17 protein-coding genes and 1 pseudogene are annotated in these 14684 nt (G+C 70.8%); 17 read left to right on the forward strand and 1 reads right to left on the reverse strand.

Annotated elements, in window-relative coordinates:
• The first annotated feature begins 67 nt into the window (after positions 1 to 67).
• The 17 genes and pseudogenes from ACGFYH_RS29775 (at position 68) to ACGFYH_RS29855 (ending at position 14309) form a co-directional block, all read left to right on the forward strand.
• Positions 68 to 529, forward strand: a complete 462-nt coding sequence (locus ACGFYH_RS29775) for an ATP/GTP-binding protein (protein WP_393806273.1) — start codon at positions 68 to 70, stop codon at positions 527 to 529.
• Positions 526 to 1068 (forward strand): GAF domain-containing protein, encoded by a 543-nt coding sequence (locus ACGFYH_RS29780; protein WP_393806274.1) that lies wholly within the window; start codon positions 526 to 528, stop codon positions 1066 to 1068. The genes ACGFYH_RS29775 and ACGFYH_RS29780 overlap by 4 nt, the downstream gene beginning before the upstream one ends.
• Before the next feature lie 53 nt (positions 1069 to 1121).
• Positions 1122 to 2375 (forward strand): acyl-CoA dehydrogenase family protein, encoded by a 1254-nt coding sequence (locus ACGFYH_RS29785; RefSeq protein WP_393806275.1) that lies wholly within the window; start codon positions 1122 to 1124, stop codon positions 2373 to 2375.
• 53 nt (positions 2376 to 2428) lie between these two features.
• Positions 2429 to 3661 (forward strand): cytochrome P450, encoded by a 1233-nt coding sequence (locus tag ACGFYH_RS29790; RefSeq protein WP_393806276.1) that lies wholly within the window; start codon positions 2429 to 2431, stop codon positions 3659 to 3661.
• Positions 3658 to 4083 (forward strand): hypothetical protein, encoded by a 426-nt coding sequence (locus ACGFYH_RS29795; protein WP_393806277.1) that lies wholly within the window; start codon positions 3658 to 3660, stop codon positions 4081 to 4083. The genes ACGFYH_RS29790 and ACGFYH_RS29795 overlap by 4 nt, the downstream gene beginning before the upstream one ends.
• A gap of 13 nt (positions 4084 to 4096) precedes the next feature.
• On the forward strand, positions 4097 to 4816 hold the full coding sequence (locus ACGFYH_RS29800; RefSeq protein ID WP_393806278.1) for a hypothetical protein: 720 nt from the start codon (positions 4097 to 4099) through the stop codon (positions 4814 to 4816).
• 5 nt (positions 4817 to 4821) lie between these two features.
• Positions 4822 to 5196: pseudogene (locus tag ACGFYH_RS29805) on the forward strand (HAD family hydrolase); the annotation flags it as partial.
• Positions 5197 to 5264: 68 nt separating this feature from the next.
• Positions 5265 to 5519 carry an HAD hydrolase-like protein gene (locus ACGFYH_RS29810; RefSeq protein ID WP_393806279.1) on the forward strand — a complete coding sequence of 85 codons (255 nt, stop codon included), beginning with the start codon at positions 5265 to 5267 and terminating at the stop codon, positions 5517 to 5519.
• Between the two features lie 245 nt (positions 5520 to 5764).
• On the forward strand, positions 5765 to 7609 hold the full coding sequence (locus ACGFYH_RS29815; RefSeq protein ID WP_393806280.1) for a glycoside hydrolase family 15 protein: 1845 nt from the start codon (positions 5765 to 5767) through the stop codon (positions 7607 to 7609).
• 74 nt (positions 7610 to 7683) lie between these two features.
• On the forward strand, positions 7684 to 8226 hold the full coding sequence (locus ACGFYH_RS29820) for a LuxR C-terminal-related transcriptional regulator (protein ID WP_393806281.1): 543 nt from the start codon (positions 7684 to 7686) through the stop codon (positions 8224 to 8226).
• Positions 8223 to 9575: an MFS transporter gene (locus ACGFYH_RS29825; RefSeq protein ID WP_393806282.1), complete on the forward strand. Its 1353-nt coding sequence runs from the start codon at positions 8223 to 8225 to the stop codon at positions 9573 to 9575. Before ACGFYH_RS29820 ends, ACGFYH_RS29825 begins: the two co-directional genes overlap by 4 nt.
• 440 nt (positions 9576 to 10015) lie before the next feature.
• On the forward strand, positions 10016 to 10384 hold the full coding sequence (locus ACGFYH_RS29830; protein WP_393806283.1) for a recombinase family protein: 369 nt from the start codon (positions 10016 to 10018) through the stop codon (positions 10382 to 10384).
• Positions 10381 to 10683 carry a helix-turn-helix domain-containing protein gene (locus ACGFYH_RS29835; RefSeq protein ID WP_393806284.1) on the forward strand — a complete coding sequence of 101 codons (303 nt, stop codon included), beginning with the start codon at positions 10381 to 10383 and terminating at the stop codon, positions 10681 to 10683. The genes ACGFYH_RS29830 and ACGFYH_RS29835 overlap by 4 nt, the downstream gene beginning before the upstream one ends.
• Positions 10680 to 11291: a DUF6624 domain-containing protein gene (locus ACGFYH_RS29840; RefSeq protein WP_393806285.1), complete on the forward strand. Its 612-nt coding sequence runs from the start codon at positions 10680 to 10682 to the stop codon at positions 11289 to 11291. Before ACGFYH_RS29835 ends, ACGFYH_RS29840 begins: the two co-directional genes overlap by 4 nt.
• A gap of 32 nt (positions 11292 to 11323) precedes the next feature.
• On the forward strand, positions 11324 to 12280 hold the full coding sequence (locus ACGFYH_RS29845; protein ID WP_393806286.1) for an endonuclease/exonuclease/phosphatase family protein: 957 nt from the start codon (positions 11324 to 11326) through the stop codon (positions 12278 to 12280).
• Between the two features lie 32 nt (positions 12281 to 12312).
• Positions 12313 to 12996, forward strand: a complete 684-nt coding sequence (locus ACGFYH_RS29850) for a DUF6302 family protein (protein WP_393806287.1) — start codon at positions 12313 to 12315, stop codon at positions 12994 to 12996.
• A complete protein-coding gene (locus ACGFYH_RS29855; RefSeq protein WP_393806288.1) occupies positions 12981 to 14309 on the forward strand; it encodes a transcriptional regulator in 1329 nt (442 codons plus the stop codon). Before ACGFYH_RS29850 ends, ACGFYH_RS29855 begins: the two co-directional genes overlap by 16 nt.
• Before the next feature lie 61 nt (positions 14310 to 14370).
• Here the strand turns inward: ACGFYH_RS29855 and ACGFYH_RS29860 are convergent, their stop codons facing one another.
• On the reverse strand, positions 14371 to 14562 hold the full coding sequence (locus ACGFYH_RS29860; RefSeq protein ID WP_393806289.1) for a hypothetical protein: 192 nt from the start codon (positions 14560 to 14562) through the stop codon (positions 14371 to 14373).
• Positions 14563 to 14684 lie beyond the last annotated feature (122 nt).

A 14684-nucleotide genomic window follows, 5' to 3' on the forward strand; every position in this document is an offset into this window, starting at 1 on the left:
GCAGGCACCGATCGCCTACGAACAGCAGTCAGCTCCCCTGACATTTGCCGCATAACGAAACGAACAGGTGTCCACTCATCGGGGACAAGACCCGACCACCACCACCGTGGCCATGGACTTCGGACGGGTCACTCTTGCGGGGCCGGGAGCCGAGCCGGACATCGTGCTGATGCTGTTCGGCACCCCAGGGCAGGACCGGTTCAACAGCATCTGGGACGACCTCTCCCACCGCGCGGCCGGTGCGGTGGTGCTGGTCGACACCCGCCGTCTGGAGGACGCCTTCACGGTCGTGGACTACTTCGAGGCCCGGCACCTGCCCTTCCTCGTCGCGGTGAACCTGTTCGATGCCGCTCCGCGCTACCTGCTCGACGAGGTCCGCCAGGCCCTTCGCCTCGGCGCGCACGTCCCGGTCCTCGCCTGCGACGCCCGCAAGCGCGAGTCCGTCCGCGACGTCCTGTCCGACCTCGTGGCCCATGCCCTGTCCCACCTGCCCGCCTCTGCACACGCCGCCCTCGGAGCCCGCCCATGATTCCCGCCCTCGGCACCCCACCAGCCGACGCCCGCATACACCTGCTGAACCAGCTCGGCATGGACCGACCCGACCCGCAACTGGACGCCCTGGCGACCGAGTTGGCCACCGAGGCCGGAGCGCCGTACGCCATCGTCAACGCGTTCAACCCGGCCACCGGCCACCAGGAGTTCGTCGGCCTGTCGACGCCCCCCGGCAACGGGCTGCCGCAGGTGGAGCGGTCGATGGCCCCCGACTGGGGCTACTGCCCCGAGGTCGCCCGCCGCACCACCGCCCTGGTGCTGCCCGATGTCTTCGCCAAGCCGCGCTTCGCCGTGAACCCCGTCGTCGACCAGCTCGGCATCCGCACCTACGCCGGCGCCCCTCTCATCCACACGCATCCGGACGGGTCGGGCGGCGAAGTCTTCGGCACCGTCTGCTTCGTCGGGCTGGAGCGGATGGACCGGTCCACCGGACAGGCATCCCTCGTGCTCATCAAGCAATACCGCGACCGCGTACAGCAGCTGGTCTACCAGCGCTCCGGCATACCGCTTCCGTAGCCACCGCTTCGCCGACGACACCCGGCCAGGGTGTCCCTTTGGAGGGGAATTCAGTGTCCGAGTCGTTCCTGACCGACCACCACCTGCAGCTCCGAGACGAAGTGCGCGCGTTCGCCGACGAGGTCGTCGCGCCCCGCGTTGCGGACATGGAAGCCAGCCGCGAGATCGAGCACGACCTTGCGGGCGAGATCGCCCGCCGCGGCTGGGTCGGCGCCACGATCGGCAAGGAGCACGGCGGGATGGCGGTCGGCCACCTCGCCAAAACCGTCATCATCACGGAACTCTCCCGAGTGAGCGCCGCGATGGGCGCGATGGTGCAGGCCTCGCAGCTCGGCACCGCGAAGATCGTGCACTTCGGAACCCGCGAGCAGAAGGACACCTGGCTGCCGCGGATCGCCGCCGGAACGTGCCTGCCCACCATCGCGGTCACCGAGGAGATCTCCGGCAGCCACGTACTGGGCATGCAGATGACCGCAGTGCGCGACGGAGACGACTACGTCCTCAACGGCACCAAGGTCTACGTCGGCAACTCCCATGTCGGCGACCTGCACGGGGTGGTGGCCCGCACCGGTGACGGTTCCCGGGGGCTGACCGCCTTCCTCGTGGAGTCCGACCGTCCCGGCCTGACCCTTTCCCCGCCCCAGCCAACCCTTGGTCTGCACGGGTTCTCCTTCGGCGAGCTGGTCTTCGACAACTGCCGCATCCCCGCCGCCAACCGGCTCGGCGCCGAGGGCGACGGCCGGGACGTCGCCTACTCCTCCAGCATCCTGTACGGCCGGCCCAACCTCACCGCCGTGGCCCTCGGGATACACGAGGCCATCCTGGAGACCACCACGGCCTTCTGCCACGAGCGCATCCGCTACGGCAAGCCCCTGCACGAGCTGCCGACCGTCCGGGCCAAGCTCGGCCAGATCCAGTCGCGGCTGATGACCTCCCGGCTCACCGCCTACCACGCGGCGAGCCTCCTCGACCGCCACCGGCCCGAGGACGACGACCCCGAGGAGCACACTGACCTTCCGGTGTGCGACGCCGAGTTGATGAATGCCAAGTACGTGAACACGGAGTACGCGCTGGACTCCGCGCGCACCGCGATGGAGATCCACGCGGCCGCGGGACTGCACACCGACCGGCCCATGGAGCGCTACCTGCGCGACGCGCACCACATCTACGCGCCCGCCGGCACCTCCGACATCCAGCTGCTGCGGCTGGCCGAGACCGCCCTGGGCCTGGCCAAGGGCGACTACTCCCGCCGCTTCACCGGACCGGAGCCCGCCGCCCCCCACCCCGTGACGGCCGTGCCGGCCTGATCCCGCGCAGGACGCCCACCCCCGCGTCCGTCCCCCATCCCTGGAGACTCCCGATGCCCCCGCACACAGTCGCCCCCAGCAGTTCCCTCAGCCTGTTCGACGAGCGCGTCCTGGCTGACCCCTACCCCACGTACGCGGCGCTGCGCGCCACCGGGCCGGCCGTCCACCTGGAGAAGCACGGGGTGTGGGCCGTGCCCGGCTACGCCGAGGTGCAGGCCGTCCTCCAGGACCCGGACACCTTCACCTCGATGGGCGGGGTGGCGCTCACGGAGCAGGCCAACACCGGGTTCCTCGCCGACTCGGTGGTGTCCCGCGACGGTGAGGAGCATGCCCGGCTGCGGCAGGTCCTGGCCCGGCGGATGGGCCCTCGGGCGATCTCCCAACTGCGCGAAGAGCTCTCCGCTCGTGCCCGGCGCCTGGTTGCGGAGCACACCGAGAGCGGCTCCTTCGATGCCGTCGCGCTGTCGAGGCAGATGGTGTGCGACACCATCGGGCACCTGGTGGGGCTTACCGAGCCCGAGCACACCACCCTGCTGGGCGGCACCTTCGATGTGTTCGGTCCCGACAACGACCGCCTGAGCCAGGCCCTGCCGGAGGCCGCCGCGATGCGCGCCGCCCTGGAGCGGGCGATCAGCCGCGAAGCCGTCGATCCCGGTTCCCTGGCGGGCGCCGCGTACGCGGCAGCAGATCGAGGCCGTCTCACCGAGGCCGAGGCCGTGCGGCTGGTCTGCGACTATGCGGCCGCCAGCGTCGACACCACCGTCCTCGGGCTGGCCGAGACGATCGCCCGGCTCGCGATGGACCCCGTGCAGTGGACCCGGCTGCGCAAGGATCCCAACCGGGCAGAGGCGGCCTTCCACGAGGCGCTGCGTCTGGACGCCCCGATACAAGGACGCGGCCGGATCGTGACCCGCACGACCGACCTGGGCGGCATGCGGATCGAGGCCGGTGAACAGGTGTGGCTGCTCTACGGCTCCACCGGCCTCGATGAGCACAAGTGGACGCGGGCCGACACCTACGACCTGGCCCGCCCGTTCGTCGACCGGCATCTGGCCCTGGGCGGCGGCGCGCACCAGTGCCCGGGGGTGTCACTGGCCCTGATGCAGGCCCGCTGTCTGCTGCGCGCGCTCGCGCACCGGTGCACCCACCTGGAACTGGCCGGCGACCCGGTCCGCGCCGTGCACAACACCGTCCGCGGATACTCCAGCGCGCCGGTCACGGTCGAGACCTCCCCCTACGCCGGGGACGCCACGGCGCCCCACGTCACCTTGAGGAGGCCGCGGTGAACTCCCGCGCTTCGGCCGCCTTACCCCGCGAGGTGGACCTCGCCGACCGTCTGCTGCTCCACAGCGGCGCCGCCTTCCCGACCGGCCACGGCCTTGATGCCGTCGTCGTGCCCGAACCCCTGGCCCACGACGCCCTGGACACCCTCGGCCGCCACCCGCTCGACCCGGTGGGGGCCGTCGCCACCCTCGCAGGCGGCTGGGCGTTCTTCGTCCCCTCGCAGTCGGACGACCCCGGCTGGCCCGAGCCGGTCCGCTACCTGAGCGACGGCTCGACGATCACGCTCCCGCCGCCGCCCGGCACCCTCGCGGCGCACGACGACGCCCGGTGGATCCGCTGGCACCCCTGCGGGCGCGTGTTCACCGCTCCCCTGCTCCTTCAACTCGCCCTGCATGCCCTCGGCAGCCGGATCCTCACTTCCTGACCAGGAGCCTCCCGTGCAACCCCTCAGCCTTCCCACCGCCCCCGGCCGGCCCGCCACCGTAGGACGCCCGGCCTCGGACAGTCCGCTCTACATCGCACCCCGCCAGGGCGAGTTCCTGTGCGATGTCACCGTGCTCTTCGACGAGCACGGGCACGTCTACTACGCGGACGAACGCCCCGAGGATCGCGACGTCGACAACATCCTGTGGGAGCGGTGGGGCGGAGTGGCCTCCGGTCCGGTGGCGATGGCCCACCACCACCCCGTCCGGCAGCGCGAAGTGATGGACGCGGCCTTGAAGTGCGCGGTGTGCAAGGGCGAGCCGGACCGTGATGACCGCGGGGTGCTGTGGCTGCTGCACGTGGACGACAACACCCGGGCGACCCTGACGTTCCCCACCGACATCACGACCGCCACCCCCGCAGTGTGCGCCAAGGACGCCGTCCGCGCCCTGGAGGCGTGCCAGGTCCTGCAGCGGGGCTTCATCGCGGTACGGGTGCGGGAGGCGGAGATCGTCGGGGTGCGCGGCACCGTGTACTCCCCCACCGCGTCGCCCCTGCTCGACCAGGACGTGCGCCTCGACGACGACCGCATCCACAGGGTCGTCGCCCGCCAGTTGCTGCGCCAGCTACGCAACGCCGAACTCGACGAGACCACGCTGTCCACGGCCGGCCTGCCCACGCGCACCAGCACAGGCGGGTGCCCGGTCGACATCCCGGGGCCGGTGTGGGGATGACTACGATGCGACAGACGAGCAAGCACGCGCTGTTCGACCTGGACGACACCCTCACCGACCACACGGCCGCGTTCGCCGCGTGGGCCGGCGAGTTCGCCCACTCCACGGGCATTCCGTTGTCCTGGCTGATGCGGGCCGAGAGCCTGCACGCCGGCGCCCGCCACTCCTTCTTCGCCGACCTCAAGGACACCTTCAAGCTCCGGCGGTCCATCGCCTCCCTGCACGCGGACTACCGGCTGCGTTCGGCCGAGCTCGTGCCGTACCGCCCCGAGGTCTGCTCCGCTCTCCAGCAGCTGGCCGATGACGGGTGGGCGCTGGGCGTGGTCACCAACGGGTCGCCCGACGCGCAACGCCTCAAGCTCGACGTCGCCCGTCTCACGCCGTACTTCGGATCGGTGGTGATCTCCGGCGAGTACGGGGTGCGCAAGCCCGACCCGCCCTGTTCCAGGTGGCCCTGGACGAACTGCAGGCCCCGGGCACCGGCGCGGCCGTCATGGTCGGCGACTCGCTCACCGCCGACGTCGCCGGTGGTCAGCTCGCCGGCCTGCAGACCGTGTGGATCTCCCACGGCCGCACCCGACGCCTCGAAGACCCGGTGCCCACCCGCACCGCGCTCGAGGTGGTGACGGCCGCCAACGCGCTGCGAACCCTGGTGTCTCCGCTCGGCGGGGGCGCCCTGCCTCAGCCGGTGGCGACGCCATGACCGGAAAGAACCTCGCCCGGCTGGGCACCTTCGCCCTCGCCTTCGCGGTGATCGTCCTCGCCGCCCAGCTCCCCGGCCCGCACTAGCCCCGGACCGGCGACGGCGCACCTGCCCGCCGCACGGACTGCACCACCCCCGACCGCACCACCCCCCGCCCCGCGGGCATCGAGCCGCACCAACCACGTATCCACCACGGTCCGCCTGCCCCTGGCAGGCCAAGGACCCCTTTCACAGAACGGACTTCCATGACTGGGCGTATCGAGGACTACGCACTCATCGGCGATCTCCAGACGGGCGCGCTCACCCGCCGCAACGGGACGATCGACTGGTTGTGCCTGCCCCGGCTGGACTCGGAAGCCGTACTCGCCGGACTGCTGGGCACCCCCGACAACGGCTACTGGCACATCGGCCCGTCGGTGCCCGAGACCAGCTCGCGCCCTCCGGCCGACCGCCGCTCCTACCGCGGCGACACGCTGATCGTGGAAATGGAGTGGGACACCCCCACGGGCACGCTGCGCGTCACGGACTTCATGCCGCCACGCACAGGCGCCGACGACACGCCGCGTCTGGTGCGTAGAGCCGAAGCCGTCACCGGAACCGTCGACGTCGATGTCGCCCTGTCCTTGCGCTTCGACTACGGCAAGGTCGTGCCCTGGGTTCAGAAGACCGCCGGCAACCGCACCCGCGCGGTCGCAGGCCCCGACGCGGTCTGGCTGGACACCGACGCAGAAAGCCACGGCGAGTCGCTGACCACACGCTCCCGCCTCACGCTCACCGAGGGCCAACGCACCACCTTCACCCTGAGCTGGCAGCCCTCCTACAAGGGCGCACCCGACAAACTCGACATCGACCAGGCCTTCGAGGACACCGAGAAATTCTGGACCGACTGGGTCTCGCACTGCGCCTACAACGGTCCCTACCGAGCCGCGGTCATTCGCTCGCTGATCACGCTGAAGGCACTGACGAACCCGCTGACCGGAGGGATCGCCGCCGCGCCGACCACCTCGCTGCCGGAAGAGATCCGCGGTGTCCGCAACTGGGACTACCGCTACGTCTGGATCAGGGACGCCGCGAAGATCCTCGCCACCCTCATGCAGGCCGGCTACCTCGACGAAGCCCGCGCCTGGCGGGACTGGCTACTGCGCGCGGTCGCCGGCGACCCGGAGAACCTGCAGATCATGTACGGCATCGCCGGGGAACGCGAGATGCCGGAAACGACGCTGGACTGGCTCGTCGGCTACGAGGAGTCGGCACCGGTGCGCATCGGCAACGGCGCCGCCGGACAGCGCCAGCTCGACGTGTACGGCGAACTGATCGGGACCCTGCACCTGGCTGCCCAGTTCGGTCTGGAACGGGACGAGACCAGCAACACCCTGCTGATCAAGCTCGTGGAGTCGGTCGAGACGCACTGGCGTGAGACTGACGCGGGCATCTGGGAAGGCCGTGGCCCCACCCGGCACTTCGTGCACTCCAAGGTGATGGCCTGGGTCGCGGTCGACCGTGCCGTCAAACTCGTCGAGGACGGCCATGCCGACGGCCCCGTCGAGCAGTGGCGGACTCTGCAGGCGACCATCCACCAGGACGTCTGCACCAACGGCTACGACGCTGAACGCAACGCCTTCACCCAGTTCTACGGCAGCAAGAATGTCGATGCCGCGCTGCTGCTCATCCCCCAGGTGGGCTTCCTGCCGGCAGACGACAAGCGGGTCATCGGCACCATCGAGGCCGTCCAGGAGGAGCTCTCCACCTCCGACGGGTTCGTCCTGCGCTACCTGACCGGCGGTGATGCCATCGGCGTGGACGGGTTGCCGGGTGATGAGGGCGACTTCCTCGTCTGCGCGTTCTGGCTGGCCAAGGACCTGGCGATGATCGGCCGCTATGACGACGCACGCGTCCTGTACGAGCGCCTTCTCGGCCTGAGCAACGACGTCGGACTGCTGGCTGAGGAATGGGACTCGAAGCTGCAGCGGCAGGTCGGGAACTTCCCCCAGGGCTTCAGCCATATCGGCATCGTGGAGGTAGCCCTCGAGCTGGAACGCCTTGAGCAGCAGCAGGCGTTGCTCCCCGCGCTGCCGGGGGTCGCCCGATGAGTCTGAATGCCGTCGCTGAGGGCTTACCCCCACGTGATGACGCTTTCGCCGCGGATTCCGTCGGCGGCACCACCGTGTTCTCCAGGGACGTCGTGGTCGTGACCGCCGACCGCGTGGACCGCACCTGCCATAAGGCTCTGAAGTCCCACTATGAGCGCCATCCCGATGTCCCGGTCGTGCTGGTGGCCGACCTCGTCGGCGCTCACGACATCGTCGCTGTCGCGTCGTACGGCGTGGCAGCGGTGGTGCGCACCGCCGAGCTGTACGACAACCCGGACCTCCTCCAGCGCGTGAAGGACCTGGCCGCCGAAGGCGGTCACCGTCTCCCGCCTGGACTGGGGAGGTGCATTCGGACCGCTGCGGCCGAGCCGACGCGTCAGCAGACGCTCGGGCAGCCCGGCATCCTTCTGAAGCCCTTGGAGGTCGACGTCGTGGTCCTCGTGGCGGAGGGGCTGACGCGTATGGGCATCGCCCGACGGCTCGGCCGGACCCCCGAGCAAGTCCGGTCCACGCTCAAGAACGTCTTCAGCCGACTGGGCGTACACCAGCGTGCGGAGGCAGTCGCCTACGCCGCCCGCGCGGGCCTGCTCGGGGCCATGCCCGGGGAGGCACGGTGAGTACTCTGCCCTCGCAGCCGGTACGCGCCGGCGCTCTCGTTGCCCCTTCCACGGCCCCGGCACCCTCGCTGCGCGGCCACCGCAGCTTCCAGGCGTACTGGCTGGGCGAGTCGACGGCCCTTGTCGGCTCGTCCGTCTCCGCGGTCGCGCTCCCCGTGGTCGCGGCGATGGAACTCGCTGCCACCCCGGGGCAGGTCTCCACGCTCGCCTCCGCCGCCATGGCACCCGGGTTCCTCCTCGCCCTGCCCGCCGGCGTCGCGGGCGACCGCTGTTCCAAGAAGCGGCTGATGGTGGGCACCGATCTGGCGGCGGCCGCGGTGGTCGCGGTGGTCCCCATCTGCTGGGCTGCCGGCACGCTGTCCATGCCGGTCCTGTACGGCGTGGCGTTCCTGCTGGGCGCGCTGACGGTGCTGCACCAGGCCGCAGCGATCGCCATCGTGCCCGAGCTGGTGGAACCGGAACTCGTGCCCGACGCCAACGCACGGGTGATGGCGGCCTTCGCCGTCGCGGGATCCGCCGGCACCTACGTCGGGACCGCCGCGGTCAGTCTGCTCGGTGCCGCCCGCTGCCTGCTCCTGGACTCCGCGTCCTACCTGATCAGCGCCTGGTACGCCTCGCGCATCTCCACCGTCCACGCTGACCGGCGTCCGGCCGGGCCGCGCCCCAAGATGATCACGTCGATCCGTGAGGGCACGGCACACGTGCTGCGGGACCCGCTCCAGCGGCCCCTGGTGCTGACGATGGCCTACCACGCCTTCGCCGAGGGCATCGTCACGACCTACTTCGCGTACTACCTGCTGACCGAGCTCGACTACGGCGACACCGGTCTCGGCCTGGTGCTGGGCGCGGTCGGGGTGGGCAGCCTGGTGGGTGCCCTGATCGCGGGCTGGCTGGTGCGCCGGGTAGGACCCGGCGGAGTCCTACTCGTCGGCTTCGCCGCGTACCCGATGTGCGGGATGCCGCTCCTTCTCGCCCGCTCCGGGCACGAGTGGCTGATCGCTCTGGTGGCAGCCAGCGCCGTCAAGGCGGTCGCGGTCACGGCGGCCGCGTCCACACAGAGGTCGCTCCGCCAGCAGCTGTGCCCGCCCCACCTCCAGTCCCGTGTACAGCAGACATCGGTGTGGCTGGTCGCCGGGGCCCGGCTACTGGCCACCGCGGCGGCGGGCGCCGTCGCCGCCGCGGCCGGTGTGTGGGCCGCGCTGCTGACCGGCACGGTGCTCCTCCTCGGCCCCGTGGCCCTGCTGTGGGTCTCCCCTGTCCGGCAGCTGACGGCCATGCCCGGCACCACTACAGCGCCGCCCGAACAGACCAGCAAACCGCGGCATGAGGGAGGGGACCGTGTCCACTGATCGCGGCCGGCTCGACGCCGCCTCTTCCCTCGTGCGGCAAGGCAGCGGCCTCACCAAGCCCCCTCCATGTCCTGTGTCCTCGCCTTGAAGGAACCTCCCGTGACGATCTCAACCACACCGCCCCGCACCGCCGCGCGGCACCAGCGAACGGCCTCCGATCCGCGGCAACGTCCGCGCGCTCAACACCATGGGGACTTGAAGGCGGCCCTCGCACTGCGCGATCTGCCCCTACGCATATCGGTAGCGGTGGCCGGCCTGTTCCTCGCCGTGCGGGTGCCCCTTCCGGGGCTCGGCCCGACCGGAGCGTACGCCGCCTTCCACGACACCTCCGCACGGTTCTGCCCGGTGCGGCCGTGGGATGAGTTCACCGATACTGGGGGCCTGGCATGACCACTGTGCCAACGGCTTTGCACCGTGACGCCGCAGCGTCATGTCTGGGCTTGCTGCAACGCGCGCAGCTGGAGACGGTCCTGCGAGGTGTAGCGGGCGAGAAGCGGGTCGCTCTCTACGTTCTGGTCGGCTTCCGGCAGGACCCCGCTCCCCGTCTCGCCGACGCGCAGGCCCTCGCGACCTGTCGTGGGTGGACGGTCGCGGACCGCACCTTCGACGTCACGGGACCGACCGACCCGGCTACACGACCCCAGCTCGCCCGGCTGCTCGCCGCAGCCCGACGCCGGGAGATCCACTGCATCCTCGCCGCCTCCCGAGTCGACATCAGCGACGACGACAGGGAGTACGAGGCAATGCTCGAACAGATCCGAACCCTGGGCACCGGACTCGCCCTCGCGCGCGAGGAGAACGTCCTGTGACCTCACCAAGACCGCACGCGGCCGCCGTGACGACGCGGAGCCCGGAGTCGAACCCTGCCCCCGAACTCCTCGACCTGCCCGTCATCAAGACGGGCAGGAAGCTCACCGGTACGGCGCGAGAGGAGTTCGCAACGAAGGTCGTGGCCGCCTACCGCACTACGGGCCGCAGGGTCACCGTCTGGGAGATCTGCGAGACGACGAACCGGTCCTACGGCGCCATCCACTCCATCCTGAGCGCGGCCGGGGCCACCAAGCGCGGGCCCCGCATCTCCGACGCGGAAGAGCAGGTGAATTCGTGAACGAGCCCCACCAGTTCGCCCCGGGCCACCCCGCTCTCGCGAAGGACCTGCTGGACCGCGCGCGGCGAGCCAAGGCGCACTGGCGTACACCCGGCGTCGAACGCCTCGGCATGGCATCGGACGCGCTCGCGGCGCTCGCCCAGACCCAGCACGACAACGCCGCCGGGCTGAAGCGGATCGTCGAACGGCTCGGGCAGTGGCCGGGCCGGAGCACCGTAGGGGCGGACGCCTGCCAGGCCGCCGTGGACATCGCCGTACACAGCGACCACAACCCTGCGTTCCAGCGAACCCTGCTGGGTCTGCTGCAGAAGGCCGTGCAAGCCGACGACGCCACCAGCGCCCAGCTCGCCCACCTGCACGACCGCTGCCTCGTCAACGCCGGGCAGGCACAGCTGTACGGAACCCAGCACTGGTACCGCCCCGACGGGCACCTCGAACCGCACCCGATCACCGATCCCGCCCAGCTCGACACCCGCCGGGCCGGCACGGGCCTACCGCCGTACACCGAACAGGCCCGACATCTGCGCGAACGGCACGGGCCGATCGTCTCCTTATCCACTCCCCCTGCGTTCGAACCCGCTCCTGCGCCCGGCCAACGCGCGGCGTGACCGCCTTGCCCTCCGCCCTGGGAGATGACCACGTGTCCCTTGCACAGCCCACCCTCGACAACGAACTGCGCATCGTGCGCTGGAACATCGAGCACAACGGCCGCGGCCGGCACAGAGGGGAAGACCACCGCGACCTGGCCCGCGACATCCTCGCTTCCATCGAACCGCACGTCGTACTGCGCCAGGAGCTGACCGGCGCGTGGGACCGCGGAAAGGCGGACCTGTACGCCGAGGCCAACCGGCTCGGCGGTCTCACCCCGTTCATGGCCGCGCCGCGGGAAGTACGCAGCCGGAACCCGGGCGGCGTGATGGTCGACCCCGCCAGGTTCGTCGTCGACGGCGAGTTCGAACACGACATGCCGTGGAAGCCGATCTGCAATCCGCGCGTCCGCCTCAAGGGCTGCCCGAAGCCGATCGACCTCGCCTCGGCACACCTGTGCCACTTCGACCCGGACCTGCGCGCGACCGAGGCACGGCGGCTCACCACCCTCGCCGACAGCGCCCGCAGTGCCCTGGTGGGGATGGACGCGAACAGCTACCCGCACCGCACGGACCTGGAATCCGTGGCGCTCCCGGACTGGGACAGGGTCGAGGACCGCGTGCACTACCAGCACCGGACCATCGAGCGCGACGGTCGGCGTGTCTCGGACACCCGGCCGGACGAGATCCTCTCCGGCGGCAACCCGGTCTTCACCGACCTCGGCCTGCACGCCGCCACGGTCCTCGGCCAGCCTGGCGCGCTCGCGGCGACGGCGAGTCTGAAGCGCACCGACCAAGGGCCCGCCCAGCGCATCGACCGCATGTACTGCACCCCCGACCTCGTGCCGGCCCTGACCGCCTTCGAGGTCCTGGCGACCGACGACGTGCGAGCGGTCTCTGACCACGCCCTGATCCTCGCGCGATTCGACCTCGACGTCCTTCGCCGAGCCCTCCTGGACCGGGACACCGTCACCGAGATCCTCAACCACCCGCTCACCCGGGCGGCGTGACCGATGTCCACGATGCGAGGCCCGCGCCTTCCATGCCCCGCTTCCCGCTGGCGCACATCGCCGCTCCGCTCTGCCGCCGCCCCTCACCCGAGGAGTGCGCTGAGGACTACGCCTGGTTCTGGGAACGCCTCGCCGACCCGGACCTCCTTGACGGCGCGGTTGGTGTGAAGGTGGACGGCGCCGTACTCCTTGCGGTGCCCGCCGGCGGCAGCCGCCGTGGCAGCTACGTGTCGGTGGGCACTGTGGCCGATGCCGTGCGCGTCTGGGCGGCCCTGCGGGGCCGGCCAGGATTCCCGCGCGTCCGACTTGGCCTGTCGGCCCATCGAGACACCTGCCACACCGTCAACTGGGGGCCGCGCCAGCCCAGGGATGATGCCGAGCGGGGCAGGCACTTCGGGTACGCGCCGTCCGCCATCGACGCCTTCGTCCGCCGCTCGATCCCCGACCGCCCGGCGGCCCAGGTGGGGCACGACCCGCACCAGGACGACGAGCGGTCCTGGGGCCGGGATCCGCTGAAGTCGACGCTCCGCGATCTCGGCGGCTGCCTCACCGTGATTCTGCTGGGCGTTCTGATCACCCTGCTCGTCTCGGCGGCCAAGGTGCACGCCACCGGCCCCGCCCCTATCTCCCCTCCTCTCTCGACGTGGGCACCAACTCTCCCGGTTGGCACCACTTCGCCCTCTCCACTGACCTCACGACGATGGGCGGCGCGATGACGAAGCCGGGATCAGCGAAGGCGGAGCGCAACGAGGTCTTACTCAAGCATCTGGAGACGCTGGACTGGTCCATCAGCGGCTTCGCCCGCCGGATCGCCGCTCGATGCGAGGCCGTCCACCTGCCCTACACGGTGGTCACGAGCACCGTCTCGCGATGGTGCAAGGGCGCGACCCCCAGCGCCGACCTCGCGGCCGCCGCGTGCCATGTGCTGTCCAAGGCCCTGCACCGGGTAGTGACGCCAGAGAGTCTGGGCTGGCCGTCCGACACCGGCCTGGTCGCGGCGCAGTCGCTGGAGTACCTGGACGTCCCTCACGCTGTGCTGATGCTCTCGAAGCTGTGGGCACTGGACGCCATGCGCCGGCGCAACGTCGTCAAGAGCGCATTCTCACCGAGCGTCTTCGGTCCCGCCTCGAGGGAGGCACTTGTCATGCCGGCCGACGCCGTGATCGGTGGTCAGGGGCAGCACAAGGTGAGCGCGGCGGACATCGACCTCCTTGACGAGCAGACGCGGCTGTTCGGCAAGCTCGACTCCCAGCACGGCGGGGGCAAGTTCCGCGGCGCGTTCGCGTCGATGATGGACACGCACGCCACGCCGATGTTGAACGGGAGCTTCTCCGCCCGGACCGGGCGCCGGCTGTACGGCAGCGTGGTGGACGCCGTCCTCGCGATGGCGTCGATGGCCTACGACGACCAGCTTCCCGGTCTCGCCCAGCGTTACGACCTTCAGGCGATGCGGCTGGCCCAGGCGATCGGCGACCGCGCCCGCATCACCCGGGTCCACATCCACCAGGCCCGGTTGGCGGCGACGCAGGGAGGCCAGGCGGATGTGCTCGCACACGCGCGTAGCGCTGTGCTGGCGGCCCAGGGAGCCCTTCCTTTGGTCAGGGCCTACGCGTACGTGACCGAAGCTCGGGCGTGGGCGCTGAACGGTCAGGCGGACCAGGTTGTGGCAGCGGTGAAGCGGGCCCGCGAGTTCTTCGACCGCGCCCAGAGCAGTGTCAGCCCAGCCTGGCTTGAGTGGTTCGACCTGCGCGAGCTGGAAGGGCAGGCGGCGTGGGCGTTCGCCGTCGCCGGCCTGGCCGAACATGGCGCTCAGGCCTTGAAGGAGGCATCGGCCCTTCCGTCGGACCGGACGCGCGACACGGTGGAACTCCTGATCACGGAGGCCGAGCTGGCCCGGCTGCGCGGTGACGCCGCCGAGCACACAGCGGCGGCGAGACGGGCCTCCCAGGCGTCGCAGCACCTGATGAGCCGACGGCTCTCCGAGCGCCTGGACCGCTTGAACGCGGGCGAGCCGTTGCGCGACTTCTGAGCGCCACGCGGACGCCGCAGTGCACCCTGGTCACCCACAAGCGGGAGACGGATGCCGTCTCCTACCGACGTGCAGATGTCGCCCAACGGCTGGAGTACCAGTACCCCCAGGCGCCACCACCCGCACCCGCCAGCCAAGCCCACGGCGACGGCTGGGCGTTGAGCAACGCGCAGCAGGCGATGGTGAGAAGGGCTACGCCGAGGGCCGGGATGCTTGCGAAGCCCAGACGGGTCGGGCGGTCGAGAGTCGCCATGTTTCTACTCTGTCAGACTCACGCCGGCTTCAAGAGCTGTTGCACGCCCCGGAGACCGGGTAGCCGGTAGTCCGTGAGGTAGGAGGGCTTCCACCCAGTGGCGACCGAGAGACCGACGGACC

Source organism: Streptomyces sp. NPDC048392, assembly GCF_043200575.1.
GTDB lineage: Bacteria > Actinomycetota > Actinomycetes > Streptomycetales > Streptomycetaceae > Streptomyces.

Coding starts and splice junctions, on each gene's coding strand:
- ACGFYH_RS29860 (WP_393806289.1), bottom strand. CDS start 14,562: ATGGCGACTCTCGACCGCCCGACCCGTCTGGGCTTCGCAAGCATCCCG.
- ACGFYH_RS29790 (WP_393806276.1), top strand. CDS start 2,429: ATGCCCCCGCACACAGTCGCCCCCAGCAGTTCCCTCAGCCTGTTCGAC.
- ACGFYH_RS29850 (WP_393806287.1), top strand. CDS start 12,313: ATGCCCCGCTTCCCGCTGGCGCACATCGCCGCTCCGCTCTGCCGCCGC.
- ACGFYH_RS29855 (WP_393806288.1), top strand. CDS start 12,981: ATGGGCGGCGCGATGACGAAGCCGGGATCAGCGAAGGCGGAGCGCAAC.
- ACGFYH_RS29815 (WP_393806280.1), top strand. CDS start 5,765: ATGACTGGGCGTATCGAGGACTACGCACTCATCGGCGATCTCCAGACG.
- ACGFYH_RS29780 (WP_393806274.1), top strand. CDS start 526: ATGATTCCCGCCCTCGGCACCCCACCAGCCGACGCCCGCATACACCTG.